Below are 18,286 nucleotides of genomic sequence, written 5' to 3' on the forward strand. Positions count from 1 at the left end.
GTTGACACCGAATACATTGACAGCCAATCTCGCAAATCGGCCTGGATTCAAATGGACAGATTGCTCCATCCAGTGCGGGAATAAAATGGCGAGACCTCCCGCATGCGGAATATCATATACCGCAGAAACAGCATGTTCAATTGTATGCGTTCCCCAGTCCCCTCCGTTATTGCCCATACCAAGAAAACCGTTCAGCCCCCATGTTCCAGAAAGAAGAATCGTTTCCCGAAGCTCATAGTTTTGCAAGTCTTCGACAAGCTTCTTGCCACTCTCCATAATGGCACGCAAGGCACCCTCACATAGCTCATCTTGGAGTGGCGTGTTTATTTCATCATGGAAGTATTGCTCAAAGATATGAGACATCATATCTACGATGCCGTAAACCGTTTGGTCCTGCGGCAAAGATAAAGTATACGTCGGATCTAGAATTGAGAACTTTGGAAAACTGAATGGACTTCCCCACCCATATTTCTCTTCCGTCTCTTCGTTCGTGATCACTGAGCCTGCATTCATCTCCGAGCCTGTCGCAGCGATAGTTAAGATAGTTCCGAAAGGCAATGCATCTGCAGGTTTCGCCTTTTTTACGACGAAGTCCCATGGGTCCCCATCATATTTTGCCGCTGTTGCAATCAATTTCGTGCAGTCGATGACAGAACCGCCACCTACCGCCAAAATAAAATCAATTTGATGTGTTTTACACAGTTCGGCACCGCGTGCTGCAGTCGTCACTCGTGGATTTGGTTCTACCCCTGCCAGCTCATGCACTTCCATGCCGTTTGCATTTAATATCTCCATTACTTCCTCATAGAGACCATTACGCTTAATGCTTCCGCCGCCATATACGACAAGCACCTTATTCCCATAAGGCTTAATTTCTTCCGCTAGGGAAGCGATTTTATTTTTCCCGAAAATGAGTTTCACCGGATTGTGAAAAACGAATCCATTCATGTAATCCTCTCCCATCATATATATATCAATTTAAGGCAAAAAAGACACCCTCTGTCAAAGAGGATGTCTTGATTGTCGCATATTACGCCCAGCCACGGAAGCGTGATGCTTCAGCAGTTTTACGAATACCGATCATGTACGCCGCTAAGCGCATGTCAATATTACGAGTTGTGGAAACGTTATAGACGTTTTCAAATGCAGTAACCATTTTTTCAGTCATTCTGTCGCGAACTTCTTCTTCTGTCCAGTAATAACCCATGTTATTTTGAACCCATTCGAAGTACGATACTGTTACGCCGCCTGCACTTGCAAGCACATCAGGCACAAGAAGAATGCCGCGTTCAGTAAGAATTTTAGTCGCCTCAGATGTTGTCGGTCCATTTGCGGCTTCAACAACAATCATCGCTTTAATATTATGAGCGTTCTTTTCAGTGATCTGGTTTTCGATAGCAGCCGGAACTAAGATATCGCAATCCAATTCCAAAAGTTCTTGGTTGGAGATCGTATTGTCGAACAAAGTAGTTACTGTTCCAAAGCTGTCACGACGATCTAGCAGATAGTCGATGTCCAATCCGTTTGGATCATGCAAAGCACCATATGCATCGGAAATACCGATTACTTTTGCGCCTGCATCGTGGAGGAACTTCGATAGGAAGCTTCCTGCGTTACCAAATCCTTGGATAACGACACGTGCACCTTTCATATCGATTCCACGGCGTTTTGCCGCTTCATTGATAATGATAGTTACGCCTTCTGCAGTCGCACGGTCACGGCCTTGAGAACCGCCGAGGACGATCGGTTTTCCTGTAATGAATCCTGGTGAGTTGAATTCGTCGATGCGGCTGTATTCATCCATCATCCACGCCATGATTTGAGCATTAGTGAAAACGTCCGGAGCAGGAATATCCTTCGTAGGACCCATCACTTGGCTAAGCGCACGTACATAACCGCGGCTTAAACGCTCAAGCTCACCCATTGACATTTCCCGTGGATCACAGATGATACCGCCTTTCCCTCCACCATATGGAAGGTCAACAATACCCGCTTTTAATGTCATCCACATAGATAACGCACGCACTTCGTCCGCAGTGACCTCTGGGTGGAAACGAACTCCCCCTTTTGTTGGTCCAACTGCATCATTGTGTTGGCCACGGTATCCTGTAAATACTTTAACTTTTCCATCATCCATTTTCACTGGAATCCGGACCTCTGTCATACGGATTGGTTCTTTTAGTAGTTCGTACATTCCTTCATCGTAGCCTAGTTTGTCAAGTGCTTCTTTGATGACAACTTGTGTAGACGTGAACAGATTCAGGTTTTCAGTCATGTAAAAGTTCGCCTCTTTGATTCATAATTGTTTTACAACGCCCATATTGTACCATAGTCTAAATGCCTTTTGTAGAAAATAATGATTAACCTTCAAAAACTTTATTGATTCTTTCGATCGCCCAATCCAATTCCTCTTTCGAGATAATTAACGGAGGAGCGAAACGGATAACCGTGTCATGTGTTTCTTTGCAAAGTAAGCCAAGTTCTTTCAACTTTTCACAGTAAGGACGAGCTTCTTCAGTCAATTCGACACCGATAAAGAGTCCACGGCCACGCACTTCTTTAATAGAAGGATGTTGGATTTTCTTCAATTGCTCGATGAAGTAGTTACCAAGTTCCAATGACTTATCCGCAAGCTTCTCGTCTTGTAGAACTTCAAGGGAAGCGATGGATACTGCACATGCCATCGGATTTCCACCAAATGTAGAACCGTGTGATCCCGGGTTGAAAACGCCTAGGATGTCTTTGTTAGCAACGACGCAAGAAATTGGGAACACACCGCCGCCTAATGCTTTACCTAGGATATACATATCCGGCTCAAAGCCTTCCCATTCAGTAGCAAACATTTTACCTGTACGGCAAAGACCTGCTTGAATTTCGTCTGCGATGAATAGTACATTGTTCTTTTTGCATAGTTCGTAAGCAGCTTTCATATAGCCTGCAGGTGGAATGATAATGCCTGCTTCACCTTGAATTGGCTCGATGATGAATGCAGCTGTGTTTGGCGTAATCGCTTTTTCCAACGCTTCAATATCGCCATAAGGGACAAGTTTGATGCCTGGAAGCATTGGACCAAATCCACGCTTGTATTCCGGATCGGACGATAAGGAAACAGCAGTCATCGTACGACCATGGAAGTTGCCTTCACAACCAATGATTTCAGCTTTATCCTCTTCAATGCCTTTCACATCATAGGACCAACGGCGAGCAGCTTTGATAGCAGTTTCAACAGCTTCCGCACCTGTGTTCATCGGAAGAACCATGTCCTTGCCGGAAATCTGGCTAACCATCTCATACCACGGGCCAAGTTGATCGCTATGGAAAGCACGGGAAGTTAATGTTACGCGATCCGCTTGATCTTTAAGCGCCTGAATGATCTTCGGGTGTCTATGACCTTGGTTCACAGCAGAATATGCAGAAAGCATATCCATATACTTATTACCTTCCGGATCCTTAACCCAAACACCTTCCGCCTCAGAGATTACGATTGGTAGTGGATGATAGTTGTTCGCTCCGTACTTTTCGGTTTGTGAAATCACTTTTTCTGATACTGTCATATGAAACCCTCCTTCAATTATGTATGGAGCAGGTCAGGCAAATGCTGCCTGCTCCATGGTTGTCGCAATTAAAACTTACAGTGTTTCAGATGTTGTCTTGCCTTGCATGTGAAGTTGCAAGTAATCTGGTCCGCCTGCTTTGGAGTCTGTACCGGACATATTGAAACCGCCAAATGGCTGGTAACCTACAATCGCGCCTGTGCAGCCGCGGTTGAAGTACAAGTTTCCAACGTGGAAATCTTCACGAGCCTGTTCGATGTGGTGACGGTTGTTCGAAATGACCGCGCCAGTCAAACCATAATCAGTGTTGTTTGCAATTTCAATCGCTTCATCAAAGCTTTTCGCTTTTGTAATAGCGACAACTGGTCCGAAGATTTCTTCTTGCATAACGCGCGCATCAGGAGCGACGTCAGCAAATACAGTTGGTGCGATGAAGTAACCTTTTGAGCTGTCTCCTTCTCCACCTGCAACGAGACGTCCTTCTTCTTTACCGATTTCGATATAGCTCATAATTTTATCAAATGAACCTTGATCGATAACTGGGCCAGCAAAGTTAGATTGGTCAGTCGGATCGCCGTATGTCAATGCTTTTGTCAATTCCTCAACGCGGGAAACGACTTGATCATAAACATCTTCAAGGATGACAGCACGTGAACATGCTGAACATTTTTGACCACTGAAGCCGAATGCCGATTTAACGATAGATTGTGCAGCCAATTCAAGGTCTGCTTCGCTATCCACGACAATTGTATCTTTACCGCCCATTTCAGCGATAACGCGTTTCAACCAAATTTGGCCTTCGTTCACTTTGCCAGCACGTTCGTAGATGCGTGTACCAACTTCACGTGAACCAGTGAAAGAGATGAAACGAGTTCTTGGGTGATCCACAAGGTAGTCGCCCACTTCAGCGCCGGAGCCTGGGATGTAGTTAACTACACCTGCAGGCATACCTGCTTCTTCTAGTACTTCGATAAATTTATATGCAACAACAGGAGTCGTAGAAGCTGGTTTCAATAATACAGTATTCCCAGTAACTAGGGCTGCAACTGTCGTACCTGCCATGATTGCAAGTGCAAAGTTCCAAGGAGAGATGACGACACCTACACCTAGAGGGATGTAATCGAAACGGTTGAATTCGCCAGGACGGCTTTCAACAGGCATGCCATCTTTTAATGTAAGCATTTGACGGCCATAATACTCTAAGAAATCGATTGCTTCTGCTGTATCAGCATCCGCTTCGTTCCAAGGCTTACCTGCTTCTTTTGTTAGCAAAGCAGAGAATTCATGCTTGCGGCGGCGAATAATCGCTGCTGCTTTGAATAGAACGTCTGCACGGAATTCAGGCTTTACTTTTCTCCATGTATTGAAAGTTTCATCTGCTGTTTTCATCGCTTTTTCAGCAAGGTCTCTGCTCGCTTTGGAAACGCGGCCGACCACTTCTTCTTTATTAGCTGGATTCGTAGAGACAAGTTTGTCTTCAGTCATAATCCGCTCTCCGCCAATGATCAAAGGATAATCTTGGCCAAGGTAGCCTTCCACCAATTTTAATGCCTCTTGGAAAGCTTTTTTATTTTCCTCTAGAGAAAAGTCTGTAAATGGTTCGTGTTTGTACGGAATCATGATACTCCTCCTTCAATTATCCAAACGCAAAAATTATTTGCATTTATTCTTTGATTACAACTATAATAATGCAAGAGATTATTGCATATTTCAAGTCTTTTCTCTTAAATTTGTTGAAAAATTTTCACTGGATGGTGTTAAAGTTGGTTCAATACGACAATCCTTACTTTCCATTTTATCAATTTGCGGTCAATCATGCGGGTGTCGGCATCCATGCCATCGACCAAACCGGCAGGACGATCATTTATAATGACAAGATGAAAGAGATTGAAGGGCTCGACCTAGATGATGTAGGAGACCGATCCATACTGGAGCTCTTCAGTTTTGAGCAGGAAGAAAGTACGCTGCTTAAAGTGCTTCAAAGTGGAAAAGAACAACTGAATGTCAAACAGACCTATTGGAACCGAAATGGAAATGAAATCACGACCATCAACGATACCTTTCCTATTTTCTCGGAGGGAACTTTAATCGGGGCAGTTGAAATCGCCAGAGATGTAACGGCCCTGGAGAAATTTATTTTCCACCCGCTCCGGAAGAACAGTACACCTGTCACGTTCAATCAAATAGTAGCCAATTCGGATGCGATGAAAGCTGTCATTACGACCGCAAGAAAAGCGTGCAGGGCAAAGCTGCCGATTCTCCTCATCGGCGAAACGGGAACAGGAAAGGATTTATTGGCAGAAAGCATTCATAATGAATCATCGTCATCAGATATTCCCTTCTACACTCTTTTTTGCCATAGCGCCGATTCAAAAATGATCGAAAAACTTGCACACGAATTTGATGAAGCAGACCAGTTTACCTTGTTTTGCGAACGGATCGACCTCCTGTCTATGGGACTGCAGCAGAAGCTTCTTTCCATTTTAAACGATGCGGAGAAGGACGGACGGCAGTTCATTGCGAGCATCGGGGAAGACCCGGTAGAATTGATTTCACGCGGCACCTTGTTGAAGGATCTTTATTACTTCTTCGCATCCTTCACTATCCGGATTCCGCCTGTCAGGAAACGGAAAGAAGACATTATGCCTTTTATCGAATCGTACCTGACGAAGCGCAAGGAACGTTTCGGCTATTCACTTGAAGGGGTATCCGAAGAAGTGGAACAGCTGTTTCTTCTTTATGACTGGCCGGGCAATTTACGGGAGCTGGAGTTTTTGCTGGATGAAATCTCTTCCTTGGCTACAATGGACACCGTCATCACATACGAAATGCTGCCTCTCCATTTCAGGATCAAAACGGACGACATGATGAACAAGCCTGTTCAAGCTGTCGACTTTATTGTACAACCAAATAAAGATTTAATGCCCCTCGATCAATTTTTGCGCGAGGCAGAGGAATATTATTTGCTGAAAGCGATGAAACTGCATGATGACAACATCACTAAAACGGCCAATGCGCTAGGAATGAGCCGCCAGAATCTTCAATATCGATTAAGGAAAATAAAAAAATGAAGGGAGCGGCAACTCAGCCATTCCCTTCATTTTTTCATTGATAACCTGATCGTTCGATCCAATCCTTCAACTTGTCTTTAAGTGAATTAAAACCGTCCGCATCATGCTCTTTCACTCGATCTTGCAATGATTTACGATTTTTCGCCGTCTTGTTCTTCTTAGCGGCATCTGTCGTTTCCTGCAAGGCACGGATGGATAGGCTGATTTTCCCTGCCTCTTCATCCACTTCCAATACTTTTACGTTCACTTCTTGTCCAATGGCGAGGTAATCGTTTATATCACGAACGAACCCGTATGTGATTTCCGAAATATGAACGAGACCTTGCGTATCCTCGTCCAGCGCGACAAATGCACCATACGGTTGAATTCCCGTCACTTTGCCAGAAAGTTCTTCCCCCACTTCATATTTTCTTGCCATGTTGAAACAGCTCCCAATCTTTTTGGTATCCATTCTGCCTATACGGCCATCCGCAATTATACCATGTAATGAAATTTAGAGCAAAAAATTGACAAGTTTCAAACACTATTCGGGACGTTTGGAAAATTGGCTCACCGCTTGGTCCAACGTCAGGTAAATGCCGTTTGCTTTGAGCTCTTCATAATACGGCGAATAAAACCATCCATCTTCTTCCATCTCTTGGACGACCCGCGACATAATCGAAGCGGACGGAGAATCAGAACCTAGCGACGCGATTCTCTTCCACGCTTCCCGGTACTCCTGTTTCACACGGGAGTCAGCTCCTATTGCATTGTGCCCTCCTTCTCCCATAATGTTGATAAATACCCACGTATAAGCTCCATAAAGATGTTGCGAAGCCTCTTCCTTGCGTTCTGTTTTCAGCAGCAGATTTTCCATTTCTTCGAGATAATTCACTAACTTACCTAATGACTGATCAGGTGTATCCAATGCCTTGTAAAAGTCATATTGAGGCAATTTTATATAGACAACACAATCCGGGTGAAGGAATCGGGAGATGCGGTCACTATACTCATTCGTCCCAAGTAAAGGAGTCGGATAAGAGCCGTTGATGGAGGTCAAGTAGATATTTTGCGACTCCATCCCCTTAATCACATTCTTCAGCTCATCAGATATAGTGTCCTCCTGCGGCATATAAACTTCACCGTCTTGCAGTTCTTCTAGTTGCACCAATTCCGCATATTCCGTGGAGGATACTAAATACATATAGCCCGCTTGCATTTGCATAAGTCTCATCAAGTAGCGTTCCAAAAACCGTTCACTTTCTTTAAGGTTGTTCGTCAAAGGATGAGCAAACAGCTCCTCCGCTATCTCGGAAGGCAACTTTATCTCATCAATAAATTCATCGTACTGTTTGAGCGCTTCTTTCTTATCTATGACGCCCTTTTTCTCTAGCGTATAGTTTAAATTGAAAATGAACATATCAAATTCTTTGCGTATATCCTTGTTATACAGATAATTAATCATCATAGGGTCTTTCTCGATCAACGGGGCAAGTCCGCTTAGATCGAGCCTGTCTTGGAATTCCTTTTCAAATGACGTTTCGAGCTTCGCAATGAGTTTAGCGGATGAAGCTGCCTTATATTCATCACTCGAAATGATCCAGAAATACGAGATAACGGCGAGTGACAGCAGTCCCGCCACCCAGAGATAGATCGTTTTTTTATGTTTGACTTGCTTCTTTTGTCTAACAGGGTTAACGACAGATTGTACTTGGTATAGCTGTTCAAAACGGAAAGAAGGCCGAAGCCTCTCAAGTGATTTATGTAACAAGGATAGCTTCTTTTCAATAAGTGGATCGTCGAAACTGGCTAAGCCTTCCCTCTCCAGCTCAACTATCGTTCCTTCGGGCAAGCCTGTAATACGGGCAATTTCATCCACCGACAGCATCTGAAACCGTGAAAAAAGCAGTACGCTTTTCATTTCAACTGGCAAGTCTGTCAATCTTTCAAAGAGCTCGTTATCTTCCTCAAATGTCAAAAAACCTGTCGTTGGAGAGGGATTATTCTCGGAAAGTTGCTCGTATACGCCGCGCAAGACAGGGGCCAAATCCAGGTCCGCCTGCATCCCATTTTGGGCATGATATGCTTGAAAAAATGTTTCGGTCCATTCTCCAGCAGCTTCTGGCGACATACCAAATTGGATGGCCATTTGCTCCACTTGTCTCGCCAGTTGCATCAGGCGTTCTGTTCGCTCCTCCATGGAATCATCTCCCACTCTCTCCAATCTTTGTCCATCTATCATAGCAAGTTATCCAGTTCTGGACAAACAAACAAAAAAGCTGCCCCCATAGAGGCAGCAGCTTTGAGACATCTCTTTACTTTGGTTCGTATTTCACACGCCATCCATCTTCCGTCCAAATCATCCGGAGTTCTACTGTCTTTTCGTAATCAGGAAACTGTTCTGTATTTACATGGAGGGTAGCAACACCCGGCCAGTTTCCTTCTTTGTCCTGTTCCAGTCCTTTAAATGACATGGAGGAGAACAACTCATTAAAGCGCGGCCATGACGGTTTCATGGACTTCATGAATTCTTCCTTCTCCACAAGTTCACTCCCTGGACCTTTATAAAACAGTTTATACATCGTGTCGTAGTCATCGCGGAAACCAGCATAGTAATAGAGTGCGGCAATCGACATCGGCTCTGTTCCTAGAAGCGCTTCCCCATTTTTGTCCTCCAACACTTGATTGTAAAGCCGGACGATAGTCTTCATCGTATCATCATTGATTTCAGTCAAGGGATACTCGTCGTAAGACGGCAATTTTGTCAGCGTCAAATCTCCTATCTGCCAAATACCATTATCATAAAGGAGGTTAAGCGCATATCGGGAATTTCCTTGTCTGGATAACTCCACAGTTCCATATAAAAGGGGCTCAATCCGATGAACTGATTCGCCAGAGAAACTGATTTCATCACTGAACTGTAATAGAGACAATCCTTTTTGCCACGATTCCTTATAATGTTCTAGTGTTATTTCATATCCTGTTTCGGAGTATTTCCAAACATTCTCATGATGCAAGTGGTACATCATTTCAGGATCTTCCTTTTCATTCGCCATCATATAAAGCGCCACAATTTCGACTGGAGTCCTCCCTGCGAGTACCGACAAATCATATTGTTTTTCGAACGAACCGTAAAGATCTTTAATTTTTTGATCAAATGCAGCGTTCGGTAACTTGATCTCCTCGTCTGGAAACACCGGGTTCTCACCATACATATACATTTCTAATTGCCCTGCCCTTTGCACGACTAAGGCATCTTTAAGTGCATCGTACCCAATCCGGTTCAACGTTTCGGATGATGTCCACCCCGATTCTTCCATCTCTTCAACAATAGGCATCATGACATATCGCAATGGAGTTGCATCGGAACCAGACGCGATGTTCTTCCACGCTTCTCTGTATTCCTGGTTCACCTTCCCTTGCTCATCAAAGACAGGTGATTTCTCTGTACCCCGCAAGATCGTGTTGAATATCGTGACGAAATACGTTTCCAAGAGTTGATATAGAGCCGAATTCTCTTCAACATTTGTTAAAGAATGCTGCATGCCTCTCAACATTTCCACTGATTCGTCTAACGGATACACCAGCTCACCTGCCACAATATAAGGGGCTTCTGGCATCATATCGATAAACGCCCGCGTGTCGGGGTTCAGAAGTGGAACAATTTGTTCATGTATTTTGGAGGAATAGTACTTAGTGAAAAACTCTTCGCCATACGAATCCACGTCAGACTGCAATTGGATCGACTGTTCCTTCATCGTATCCAGGATATTTTGCAGACGTTCCGGAAACGCTCCCTTACTCATTCCAATCATATACGCTTTGTCCAGGGACGGATCGACCTCATACGCTTGCAGAACGTCGTTATTCTCCTGAAGAATTTCATCATAAATCGCTGTAAGGCGCTCCACTTTTTCTTTATAGGCATAGATAAATTCAAGGCTGCCCTCTTTATCCTCAGTTAACGGATTCGATTTAAGATCCGCCACCATTTCAGAAGGTGTTTTTAAATTTTCCACGCCTTCATTATAAATTTGCAGTAACCTTCCTTCTGGATTGCCATCTGCACGTATACTAGCCATAAAGGTTTCATTCTTCAAAAACCAAAAGAGCGTACTTGCATCATACTTTTCAAAGTCCTCCTTCTCCAACTTCAACATAAGTCTCCGCTTCTCTCTCTCCGCCTCATAATCCTTTTGCAATTTCGTAATAAACTGATCGAGTTCTTCCGAAGTAACCGGTTCTTCATCTGTATTTTTTTGATCCGCCACATGCAACCCTGCAATTAGACTGATGATCAGAATACTCGCGATGCTAACGATCCATACCATGACTTGCTGGTTGATATTCTTCCGCTTCCCAGCTGGCATTTCAGCAGGTTTGGTTTCATTCTCAAGTTTTTGGAGCACCTTGCTTGGATCAAATGTGGAAGGAACCCGCTCATAAGACTTTTTCAGCAATTCCATCCGTTTCTCAAAACGCTCATTGTCCATTGGAAGCACCTCCTGCTTGCGAGATCATTTCTTTTTTGAGCAATTCCTTCGCTCTGAAGATCCTCGTCTTGACGGCTGGCATGGTCATGTTCAAAATATCTGCGATTTGTTGGTAACTGACATCTTGAAAATAGAAGAGGATGAGCGGAATGCGATATTTTTCATCCAGCCGGACCATTGCTTCATGCAATTCTCGATCCTCTTCAAAAAGGAAGACTTGGTCCTCGGCTGAGGGTTCGCTGGAATCAAACCGATTGCTGACGATCTTCTCCCGCTTCTCTTTTTCTCTTCCTTCCTTCCGGTAATAGTCCCGTGTTGCATTCAACGTGATTTTATAGAGCCACGTCGTAAAACGCTGCTGGTTAAATTGGGGGAGAAAGCGATACAACTTGATGAACACTTCTTGCGTCACATCGCCGATATCATCCAGTCGCACCCCGCATTGGTATGCAAATTTCTCCACCGTTCGATAATAATTCGACATTAACTCACCGTAGGCCGCATGATCTCCCGCCTGGGCCTTGGCTATCAGTTCGGACTCATCCATTTCTCTTCCCCCGATCTCTCTATTGCAGATGATACGACGGCAATCGTTGATTTGTTTCAAATGCAATAAAAAAAGCATCTGCCCAGTGGACAGATGCGATGTGAATGGTTTTTATATTAGACTATACATTTCGCTTCATATTTGATGGCCAGCAATTTGTAGGCAATTTGCATACAATGCTCAAGCGGAATCCATAATTCATATGAATGTTCATAAATCTCACGGATCCGTTTGGCCAAATCTGTCGGATGATCAAGCACTTGAAGTTCCGCGACTACCTCCGTAATCTCCAAGTCATATGCATGTGTACCGGCATCGAATGGATCCCATTCTTCAAGAAGCGCCACTGCTCTTTTATTCATCTCAATTGTTTGCACGACAGGTCACCTTATTTTTCTTTTCTTCTATTTATGATAGCATAGTATAGTCAAAGAAAAAAGGAAAGAGGGATTTTCATTGAAAGCATTTGAACATGTGATCGATCGCCGAAATACTCGCTCCGTCAAATGGGGAAATATGGAGGCAGTTTACGGCGTAAAAGATGCATCCGAGATCTTGCCAATGTGGATTGCAGATATGGATTTCGCAGCTCCTGCACCCGTGATTGACGCTATGCGGGAACGATTAGACCATGGGGTTTTCGGTTATTCTTACATATGCAAAGGATGCAAGGATGCTGTCCGCGAATGGCTTTCCGTCCGTCATGGATGGGAGACGAAAAACGAATGGATGTTATTCCATCATGGCGTCGTGCCGGCTATTGCAACTGTAGTAGAAACATTTACCAAGGAAGGCGATAACATTTTAATTACGCCTCCTGTCTACCCGCCGTTCTTCAATGTGCCGGGCCATCAGAAACGCAATATTGTCGAATATGTTATGAAAGAAGAAGACGGACATTACTCGATTGATTTTTCCGAATTCGAGAACTCTTTAAAACAGAATGTGAAATTATTCATCTTCTGCAACCCTCATAATCCAGGAGGCATTGTTTGGAAAGAGGACGAGCTGAAGGAAATCCTTCGACTCTGCCAAAAATATGATGTGCTCGTCTTATCAGATGAAATCCATGCCGACCTTGTATTCAAGGGCAGTCATCACATCCCGTTGGCGAAGATTGCCGAAACCGAAGGCGGCCGTGTCATCACATGTGTCGCTCCGACCAAAACTTTCAACCTTGCCGGCGTGCAAGCTGCCGTCATGATTGCCGAGGACGAAGAACTTCACGCGGCGCTCGCCCAAAATGCGCTAGCACACGGACAAATGGAATTAAACTCATTTGCTGCTTCCGCTTTAACTGCAGCCTATAAGGAAGGCGGACCTTGGCTGGACGAACTGCTAGAAGTCATCTCAAGCAACATGGATTACGTAAAAGAAGAACTCGAAGCCAAAGTGCCTGGCATAAAGATCGTCAAGCCAGAAGCAACCTACCTGCTGTGGATCGACTACCGGGGAACTGGCTTAGACGAGAAAGACATGATGGAAAAGCTATTGAACGTAGGAAAACTCGCCCTGGAACCCGGAACAAAATACGGCGAATCCGGAAGAGGCTTCCTCCGCATGAACGTAGCAACTCCACGGTCCGTCGTAGAAGACGGAGTGAATCGGTTCATCCGCGCATTGGCTTGAAACTGGTTATCTAAATGGAAACAGCATCCTCAAAGATGAGGATGCTGTTTTTCTCTCGCTTCACGGCGCTCTCGTAAAATCCGTTCCTCCAATTCCCTCGTCTCTTCTTCCTGCTTTTTCGAATTACGGCGAATCCACATGAATGTCAGAACTAGTAGGACCATGAAAAATGCAAATGAGATAGCGGCCGGAATATACTCTGTCTTATCTTCCGGAAAGTAAAGGAACGGCATTAGAATCGCGTTCAATTACGACACTTCCTTTTTTGTTGAGTTTACATTATTTTTGAATGATTTCAATCGATTGAATCGAAACATCTTCAACCGGCTTGTCTTGACGGCCAGTTTCCACTTGAGCAATTTTGTCCACAACGTCCATTCCTTCAATGACTTGGCCAAAAACGGTATGTTTTTGATCCAAGTGAGGAGTGCCGCCACGCTCAGCGTATGCTTCAGCGATTTCGTCCGGCCAGCCGCCTTTTTTCAATTGGTCAGCAGAACCTGGTGCACGGTTCGCCTGAACGATGAAGAACTGGCTTCCGTTTGTATTTGGACCTGCATTTGCCATGGAAAGGGCTCCTCTAATATTGAAAAGATCCATTGTGAATTCATCCTCGAATGAATCTCCGTAAATGCTTTCGCCGCCCATGCCAGTGCCGGTAGGGTCTCCGCCTTGGATCATGAAATCATTGATAACACGGTGAAAAATAATGCCATCGTAATAGCCGTTTTCTGCATGAGTCAAAAAGTTTTCGACCGTTTTTGGCGCTTTTTCAGCGAACAGCTTGATTTTGATCGGCCCTAATGTTGTGTTCATCACAACTAGTGCTTCATTTGCAGCAACTTCGTTTGTCAATTGTGGATACATGGCAGTAGCCTCCTCTGAATTTGAAACTAATTGGTTTGCGGAAGAATTCGTCTCTTCCTCTAATGTTTCTTCTGGCTTGAGTTCACTTTGACCGCAAGCCGTTAATAAAGTCATTAAACATGATCATCACAATGATGGTCATTTTCTTCACTTCTGCTTACCCTGTCCAAGTTTACCATATTCATTTCTGTTTTTCGATTTATTAAGCATGATATTTCCTTCGGTAACCGAATTGTTTTATACTATTGCATGTCAGTAGGTAAAGTTTAGTTCCAACATGCAAAGGGAATCCTTTTTTTGATTGGAACTTTCCAGGCATTAGCGCATTTTATATGCGAAGAAAGCGGGTTTCCAAATGACAGCACAAAAACGGAATTTTATTATTATATGGTTCGCTAACTTCCTGGTGGCCGGAACAATGACCATGATCATGCCTTTCCTCTCCTTATACATTGAGACATTCGGAGACCACTCGGAAGCTTATGTGCAAAAATGGGCTGGGCTCATATTCGGTGCCACCTTCATCACCGCATTGATCATGTCGCCAATCTGGGGCCGTGTTGCTGATAAGTACGGCTATAAGCCGATATTGTTAATTAACGGTTTCGGGATTGCGACTTCTGTTTTCCTCATGGGCTTCGTCCATTCCGTCGAAGCATTTTTCCTTCTTCGTCTTCTGAACGGTGTAGTAACTGGATTCATTCCGACTTCTCTTGCATTTGTCTCCTCCCAGACCACTCGGGAAGAAGCAGGAAAAAGGCTCGGCACATTGCAAATGGGAAGCGTTACCGGGACTTTGTTTGGTCCCGTCCTCGGCGGATTGCTGGCAGACGCCTTCGGCTTCAAGTACACATTCATCATAACTTCTTTTTCGGTTGTCGTAGCCGCAATTATTGTATTGATCGGCATTAAAGAAGAGAAAAGAGTTAAGGACGCAAAGAGCGCCAATTACTCCCGCAAAACGATTTTAAGCGGACTGCTCCATCATCGCCTCATGCTGAATGTCATGGTCGTCACCGCGCTCATCCAAATCGGCAATTTCAGCATTCAACCACTTCTTTCTTTGTATGTCGCTGATTTGAGCCATGCGACAAATGTAGCATTCTTAGCGGGGATCACTTTTAGTGCTGCCGGTGTAGGCAATCTTTTATTTGCACGGCGTTGGGGAAAGCTTGGAGACGATATCGGATATGAAAAAGTGCTTGGCACCTTATTATTGTTATCGTTCCTGTTCATCATTCCGCAGGCGTTCGTAACGAATATCTGGCAATTGATCATTTGCCGGCTGTTATTCGGGATTTCCATGGGTGGCATGATTCCGATTACAACGGCTTTGGTCCGGCGGGAGGCACCGATTAATATTCAAGGGGAAGTGATGGGCTATAACACAAGCTTCCGGTTCCTCGGAAATATTATCGGGCCTATGTTCGGTGGTATCGTGAGTGGATTCATCGGCATCTCCTCTGTTTTTATCCTGACAGGCGTCTTGTTTTTGCTTGGTTTTGCATTTTTATATTACGCAAAACGCAAACCAGTTCAGGACTTCGAGGATTTTCTTGCAGAGGAAGAGAAACAGCGGGCAAAAGTTTAATACACATTTACGTAAAATGAGCACACTTCGACTTTCGAAGTGTGCTATATTTTTTATATGCATAATTTGGAATGGAGGCTCATTTTTGAAGCAGTTAATCGGATTGGGATTCATCTTTCTTTGCATCCCGCTGTTATGGGGCGTCCAGCATTCTATCGCTTCCGAGCTATCGAAAGCACAATCAGCTCATGCCGAGTTACAAGATTCGCTTGAGTTTACTGAACAGCAGAATAGTTTACCCATTATTATCAAAGATCGCAACGGTATTATTGTTGCCGAACAATATGCAGAATGGAGACATCCTCTCGAACTGTCCTCGATCCCCCTCTTTATCCAGCAGCTGTTTATTACAAGTGAAGATAGGGGCTTTTATGAACACCGAGGTTATGACGTCTCGGCCATCGCAAGGGCATTCGCTGTGAACGCCGCAGCCGATGACAGAAAACAGGGGGGTTCCACGATTACACAGCAAGTAGTCCGTATGAATTTCTTAACGACGGAGAAAACATACGAAAGGAAATTCCGTGAACTGCTCTATGCGGCCGAGATGGAAAAACAATTGTCGAAGGACGAAATTCTGGAGATGTATGTAAACGATATGTACTTCGGACACCGGGTATACGGAATCGGTGCCGCGGCCACGTACTTCTTCAGCCGCCCTCTCGAACAGCTTAACGAGGCAGAGATGGCTTTCCTTTCGGCTATTCCAAATAATCCGTCCCTCTATGATCCGGTTCGACATTTCGATCAGACGAAAAAGAGACAGGAATTGCTGCTGAATCTAATGGCACAAGAAGGCATCATTACAGACGAAGAATGTGAAGCTTATAAAAAATATCCGGTCCGGCTGAGCTTAAAAAAGAAAGCGCGTGGATTTGATGCCTACAGCTCTTATGTGCTTGCTGAGCTGGAAGATCTAGTTTCTGATGCGGAAGGATTCACTAACAAGATTCAAAGTGCCGCTTCCCCTGAGGAGAAAGAGGAAATTGAAAGAAACCTGCAAAAAAGGACAACCGAGATAGCCCAAAGCGGAATTGTTATTGACACTGCCCTGTTACCAAACAAGCAGTTACATGACGAAAAGGCGATGGATGCATTGCTTCCGGCAAATGGTCTGCAAGCAGGTGCAGTTGTCATAGACAATGACACGAGAGAGATTGTCAGCATTTACGCTGGTAAAGGCTACCGCAAAGCGGATTTCAACCGCGCCTATCAAGCCTATCGGCAGCCGGGGTCTGCCATCAAACCCTTGCTGGTATATGGCCCCTATCTTGAAAGCGGGCCCTATTCGGAACGAACGCCGATCGATAGCAGCAATATTTGTGTTGGCTCCTACTGTCCGACAAACATTGGTGGATACCGTTACGGCATTACAACACTAGGTGAAGCCTTCCGTTATAGCCATAATACAGCAGCCGTCCGATTGCTCCTAACTGTCGGATTGGATCGCGCATTTGATTCGCTAACTCCTTTTCAATTCAAGATGGTGACAGAGAAAGACAAAACCTATTCTGCAGCTCTTGGGGGATTTTCCAAAGGCGTGACACCACTAGAAATGGCATCCGCCTACTCCAGCTTCATTGATGGCACGTACCAGCCGGCGCATGCCATTCGTGCCGTTACTACCTATGACGGAGAAGCGCTCTACAAATGGGATGACAAGCGGGAGACCGTCTGGAGTTCTTCCACAACCGCAACCATGCGGTCGATGATGAATGATGTCGTGCGCAACGGAACGGGGAAAGGTATTCGATTGACAACTTCCTACACGGGGGCAAAGACTGGTACGACCAATCACTACAAAGATATTTGGATAGCCGGCTTCAATGACCGGTTTACGACAGCAGTCTGGATCGGACGCGACACCCCCCAGCCGATCAAGTACGCAAGTGACCAAAAAATACATGTACGCGCATTTAACGCATTAATAGAGGAGTAGCCCTTCAACGGGCTACTCCTCTATACTTTTGGCAAACTGGCCATGACACCGTTATATAACTTCAGCAAGATATAAAGAATACAAGATAGAAACAGGCTCCAGATAATAATCTCAAACGCAATCAATCCGACTGTGCTGCCCAGTGTCATGAACTTAGTCAGTTTGAACACGATGTAGATGAAATAAATGAAGGTTGTCAGGATGAAGACTAGCAAAAGGATGGTGACCGATTGGATGCCGACAACAGAAGCAAGAGCACCGAAAAAGTAAATGACATTGCCGCCCTTCGCCTCGCTGTACGACTCACCTTTCGCATCCTTCGAAAAAAATAGCATCGCTGTTTCATGAATTGTCTCGGCAATAAGCTTCAACGCAGAAAACAGCATAAAAAAAACAAGTGCATAGATGATAAGCAAGAACAGACGGAGCTGAGCATCCGTTAAAAACTCTCGCATTCCAGCATAAAGTCCGATTTCCTGAAAAAACCCGACCGATGCACTAACTGTATAAACACCAAACGTTAAACTAAATAGTGATATGGTAACAAAAGGCAAATAACCGAACAAATATGGATTCCTCATTAGACACCCCAAAAAATATTATCTTTTTCTATAAT

The 18,286-nt window shown here is 44.5% G+C and carries 16 protein-coding genes; 4 read left to right on the top strand and 12 right to left on the bottom strand.

Features of this window, described 5'->3' with window-relative positions:
• From NCCP2222_RS14575 to pruA, 4 genes are all read right to left on the bottom strand, one after another.
• Positions 1 to 948, bottom strand: a 948-nt coding sequence (locus NCCP2222_RS14575; protein WP_248513083.1) for an iron-containing alcohol dehydrogenase, incomplete at its 3' end; no start/stop codon positions are given.
• Between the two features lie 82 nt (positions 949 to 1,030).
• Complete coding sequence (locus NCCP2222_RS14580) at positions 1,031 to 2,275, bottom strand: Glu/Leu/Phe/Val family dehydrogenase (protein ID WP_248513084.1); 1,245 nt, start codon at positions 2,273 to 2,275, stop codon at positions 1,031 to 1,033.
• Positions 2,276 to 2,360: 85 nt separating this feature from the next.
• A complete protein-coding gene (locus NCCP2222_RS14585; protein WP_248513085.1) occupies positions 2,361 to 3,554 on the bottom strand; it encodes an ornithine--oxo-acid transaminase in 1,194 nt (397 codons plus the stop codon).
• 75 nt (positions 3,555 to 3,629) lie between these two features.
• Positions 3,630 to 5,177: an L-glutamate gamma-semialdehyde dehydrogenase gene (gene pruA / locus NCCP2222_RS14590; RefSeq protein WP_248513270.1), complete on the bottom strand. Its 1,548-nt coding sequence runs from the start codon at positions 5,175 to 5,177 to the stop codon at positions 3,630 to 3,632.
• Between the two features lie 140 nt (positions 5,178 to 5,317).
• Between pruA and NCCP2222_RS14595 the strand changes: the two genes are divergently transcribed.
• A complete protein-coding gene (locus tag NCCP2222_RS14595) occupies positions 5,318 to 6,625 on the top strand; it encodes a sigma 54-interacting transcriptional regulator (RefSeq protein WP_248513086.1) in 1,308 nt (435 codons plus the stop codon).
• A gap of 34 nt (positions 6,626 to 6,659) precedes the next feature.
• Here the strand turns inward: NCCP2222_RS14595 and yugI are convergent, their stop codons facing one another.
• The 5 genes from yugI to NCCP2222_RS14620 form a co-directional block, all read right to left on the bottom strand.
• Positions 6,660 to 7,043 (bottom strand): S1 domain-containing post-transcriptional regulator GSP13, encoded by a 384-nt coding sequence (yugI, locus tag NCCP2222_RS14600; protein ID WP_248513087.1) that lies wholly within the window; start codon positions 7,041 to 7,043, stop codon positions 6,660 to 6,662.
• 105 nt (positions 7,044 to 7,148) lie between these two features.
• Positions 7,149 to 8,804: an RNA polymerase sigma factor gene (locus NCCP2222_RS14605; RefSeq protein ID WP_248513088.1), complete on the bottom strand. Its 1,656-nt coding sequence runs from the start codon at positions 8,802 to 8,804 to the stop codon at positions 7,149 to 7,151.
• A 115-nt stretch (positions 8,805 to 8,919) separates the two neighbouring features.
• Entirely contained in the window at positions 8,920 to 11,097 is a 2,178-nt protein-coding gene (locus NCCP2222_RS14610) for a hypothetical protein (protein WP_248513089.1), read from the bottom strand.
• Positions 11,087 to 11,644, bottom strand: coding sequence for an RNA polymerase sigma factor (locus tag NCCP2222_RS14615; protein ID WP_248513090.1), 558 nt, complete (start codon positions 11,642 to 11,644; stop codon positions 11,087 to 11,089). Before NCCP2222_RS14615 ends, NCCP2222_RS14610 begins: the two co-directional genes overlap by 11 nt.
• A 116-nt stretch (positions 11,645 to 11,760) precedes the next feature.
• A complete protein-coding gene (locus tag NCCP2222_RS14620; protein ID WP_238081069.1) occupies positions 11,761 to 12,021 on the bottom strand; it encodes a DUF1871 family protein in 261 nt (86 codons plus the stop codon).
• 79 nt (positions 12,022 to 12,100) lie between these two features.
• Between NCCP2222_RS14620 and NCCP2222_RS14625 the strand changes: the two genes are divergently transcribed.
• Positions 12,101 to 13,273: a MalY/PatB family protein gene (locus NCCP2222_RS14625; RefSeq protein WP_248513091.1), complete on the top strand. Its 1,173-nt coding sequence runs from the start codon at positions 12,101 to 12,103 to the stop codon at positions 13,271 to 13,273.
• A 29-nt stretch (positions 13,274 to 13,302) separates the two neighbouring features.
• Here NCCP2222_RS14625 and NCCP2222_RS14630 read toward each other — a convergent pair whose 3' ends face one another.
• Both NCCP2222_RS14630 and NCCP2222_RS14635 read right to left on the bottom strand, forming a co-directional pair.
• On the bottom strand, positions 13,303 to 13,521 hold the full coding sequence (locus tag NCCP2222_RS14630; RefSeq protein WP_248513092.1) for a hypothetical protein: 219 nt from the start codon (positions 13,519 to 13,521) through the stop codon (positions 13,303 to 13,305).
• 31 nt (positions 13,522 to 13,552) lie between these two features.
• Positions 13,553 to 14,140 (bottom strand): peptidylprolyl isomerase, encoded by a 588-nt coding sequence (locus tag NCCP2222_RS14635; protein WP_248513093.1) that lies wholly within the window; start codon positions 14,138 to 14,140, stop codon positions 13,553 to 13,555.
• A 355-nt stretch (positions 14,141 to 14,495) separates the two neighbouring features.
• Here NCCP2222_RS14635 and NCCP2222_RS14640 point away from each other — a divergent pair, with 355 nt between their 5' ends.
• Positions 14,496 to 15,731 carry an MFS transporter gene (locus tag NCCP2222_RS14640; RefSeq protein ID WP_248513094.1) on the top strand — a complete coding sequence of 412 codons (1,236 nt, stop codon included), beginning with the start codon at positions 14,496 to 14,498 and terminating at the stop codon, positions 15,729 to 15,731.
• Positions 15,732 to 15,816: 85 nt separating this feature from the next.
• Positions 15,817 to 17,670, top strand: a complete 1,854-nt coding sequence (locus NCCP2222_RS14645) for a transglycosylase domain-containing protein (protein ID WP_248513095.1) — start codon at positions 15,817 to 15,819, stop codon at positions 17,668 to 17,670.
• Positions 17,671 to 17,690: 20 nt separating this feature from the next.
• On the opposite strand, the gene NCCP2222_RS14650 is transcribed toward NCCP2222_RS14645, so the two are convergent.
• Positions 17,691 to 18,251: a YufK family protein gene (locus NCCP2222_RS14650; protein ID WP_238081056.1), complete on the bottom strand. Its 561-nt coding sequence runs from the start codon at positions 18,249 to 18,251 to the stop codon at positions 17,691 to 17,693.
• Between the last annotated feature and the right edge of the window lie 35 nt (positions 18,252 to 18,286).

The organism is Sporosarcina sp. NCCP-2222, assembly GCF_023168145.1.
Classification (GTDB): domain Bacteria; phylum Bacillota; class Bacilli; order Bacillales_A; family Planococcaceae; genus Sporosarcina.

What these genes read in the sequence shown, in the direction of transcription:
- NCCP2222_RS14585 (WP_248513085.1), bottom strand. Translation starts at nt 3,554, where the DNA reads ATGACAGTATCAGAAAAAGTGATTTCACAAACCGAAAAGTACGGAGCG.
- NCCP2222_RS14650 (WP_238081056.1), bottom strand. Translation starts at nt 18,251, where the DNA reads ATGAGGAATCCATATTTGTTCGGTTATTTGCCTTTTGTTACCATATCA.
- NCCP2222_RS14640 (WP_248513094.1), top strand. Translation starts at nt 14,496, where the DNA reads ATGACAGCACAAAAACGGAATTTTATTATTATATGGTTCGCTAACTTC.
- NCCP2222_RS14635 (WP_248513093.1), bottom strand. Translation starts at nt 14,140, where the DNA reads ATGTATCCACAATTGACAAACGAAGTTGCTGCAAATGAAGCACTAGTT.
- NCCP2222_RS14580 (WP_248513084.1), bottom strand. Translation starts at nt 2,275, where the DNA reads ATGACTGAAAACCTGAATCTGTTCACGTCTACACAAGTTGTCATCAAA.
- NCCP2222_RS14615 (WP_248513090.1), bottom strand. Translation starts at nt 11,644, where the DNA reads ATGGATGAGTCCGAACTGATAGCCAAGGCCCAGGCGGGAGATCATGCG.
- NCCP2222_RS14610 (WP_248513089.1), bottom strand. Translation starts at nt 11,097, where the DNA reads ATGGACAATGAGCGTTTTGAGAAACGGATGGAATTGCTGAAAAAGTCT.
- yugI (WP_248513087.1), bottom strand. Translation starts at nt 7,043, where the DNA reads ATGGCAAGAAAATATGAAGTGGGGGAAGAACTTTCTGGCAAAGTGACG.
- NCCP2222_RS14605 (WP_248513088.1), bottom strand. Translation starts at nt 8,804, where the DNA reads ATGGAGGAGCGAACAGAACGCCTGATGCAACTGGCGAGACAAGTGGAG.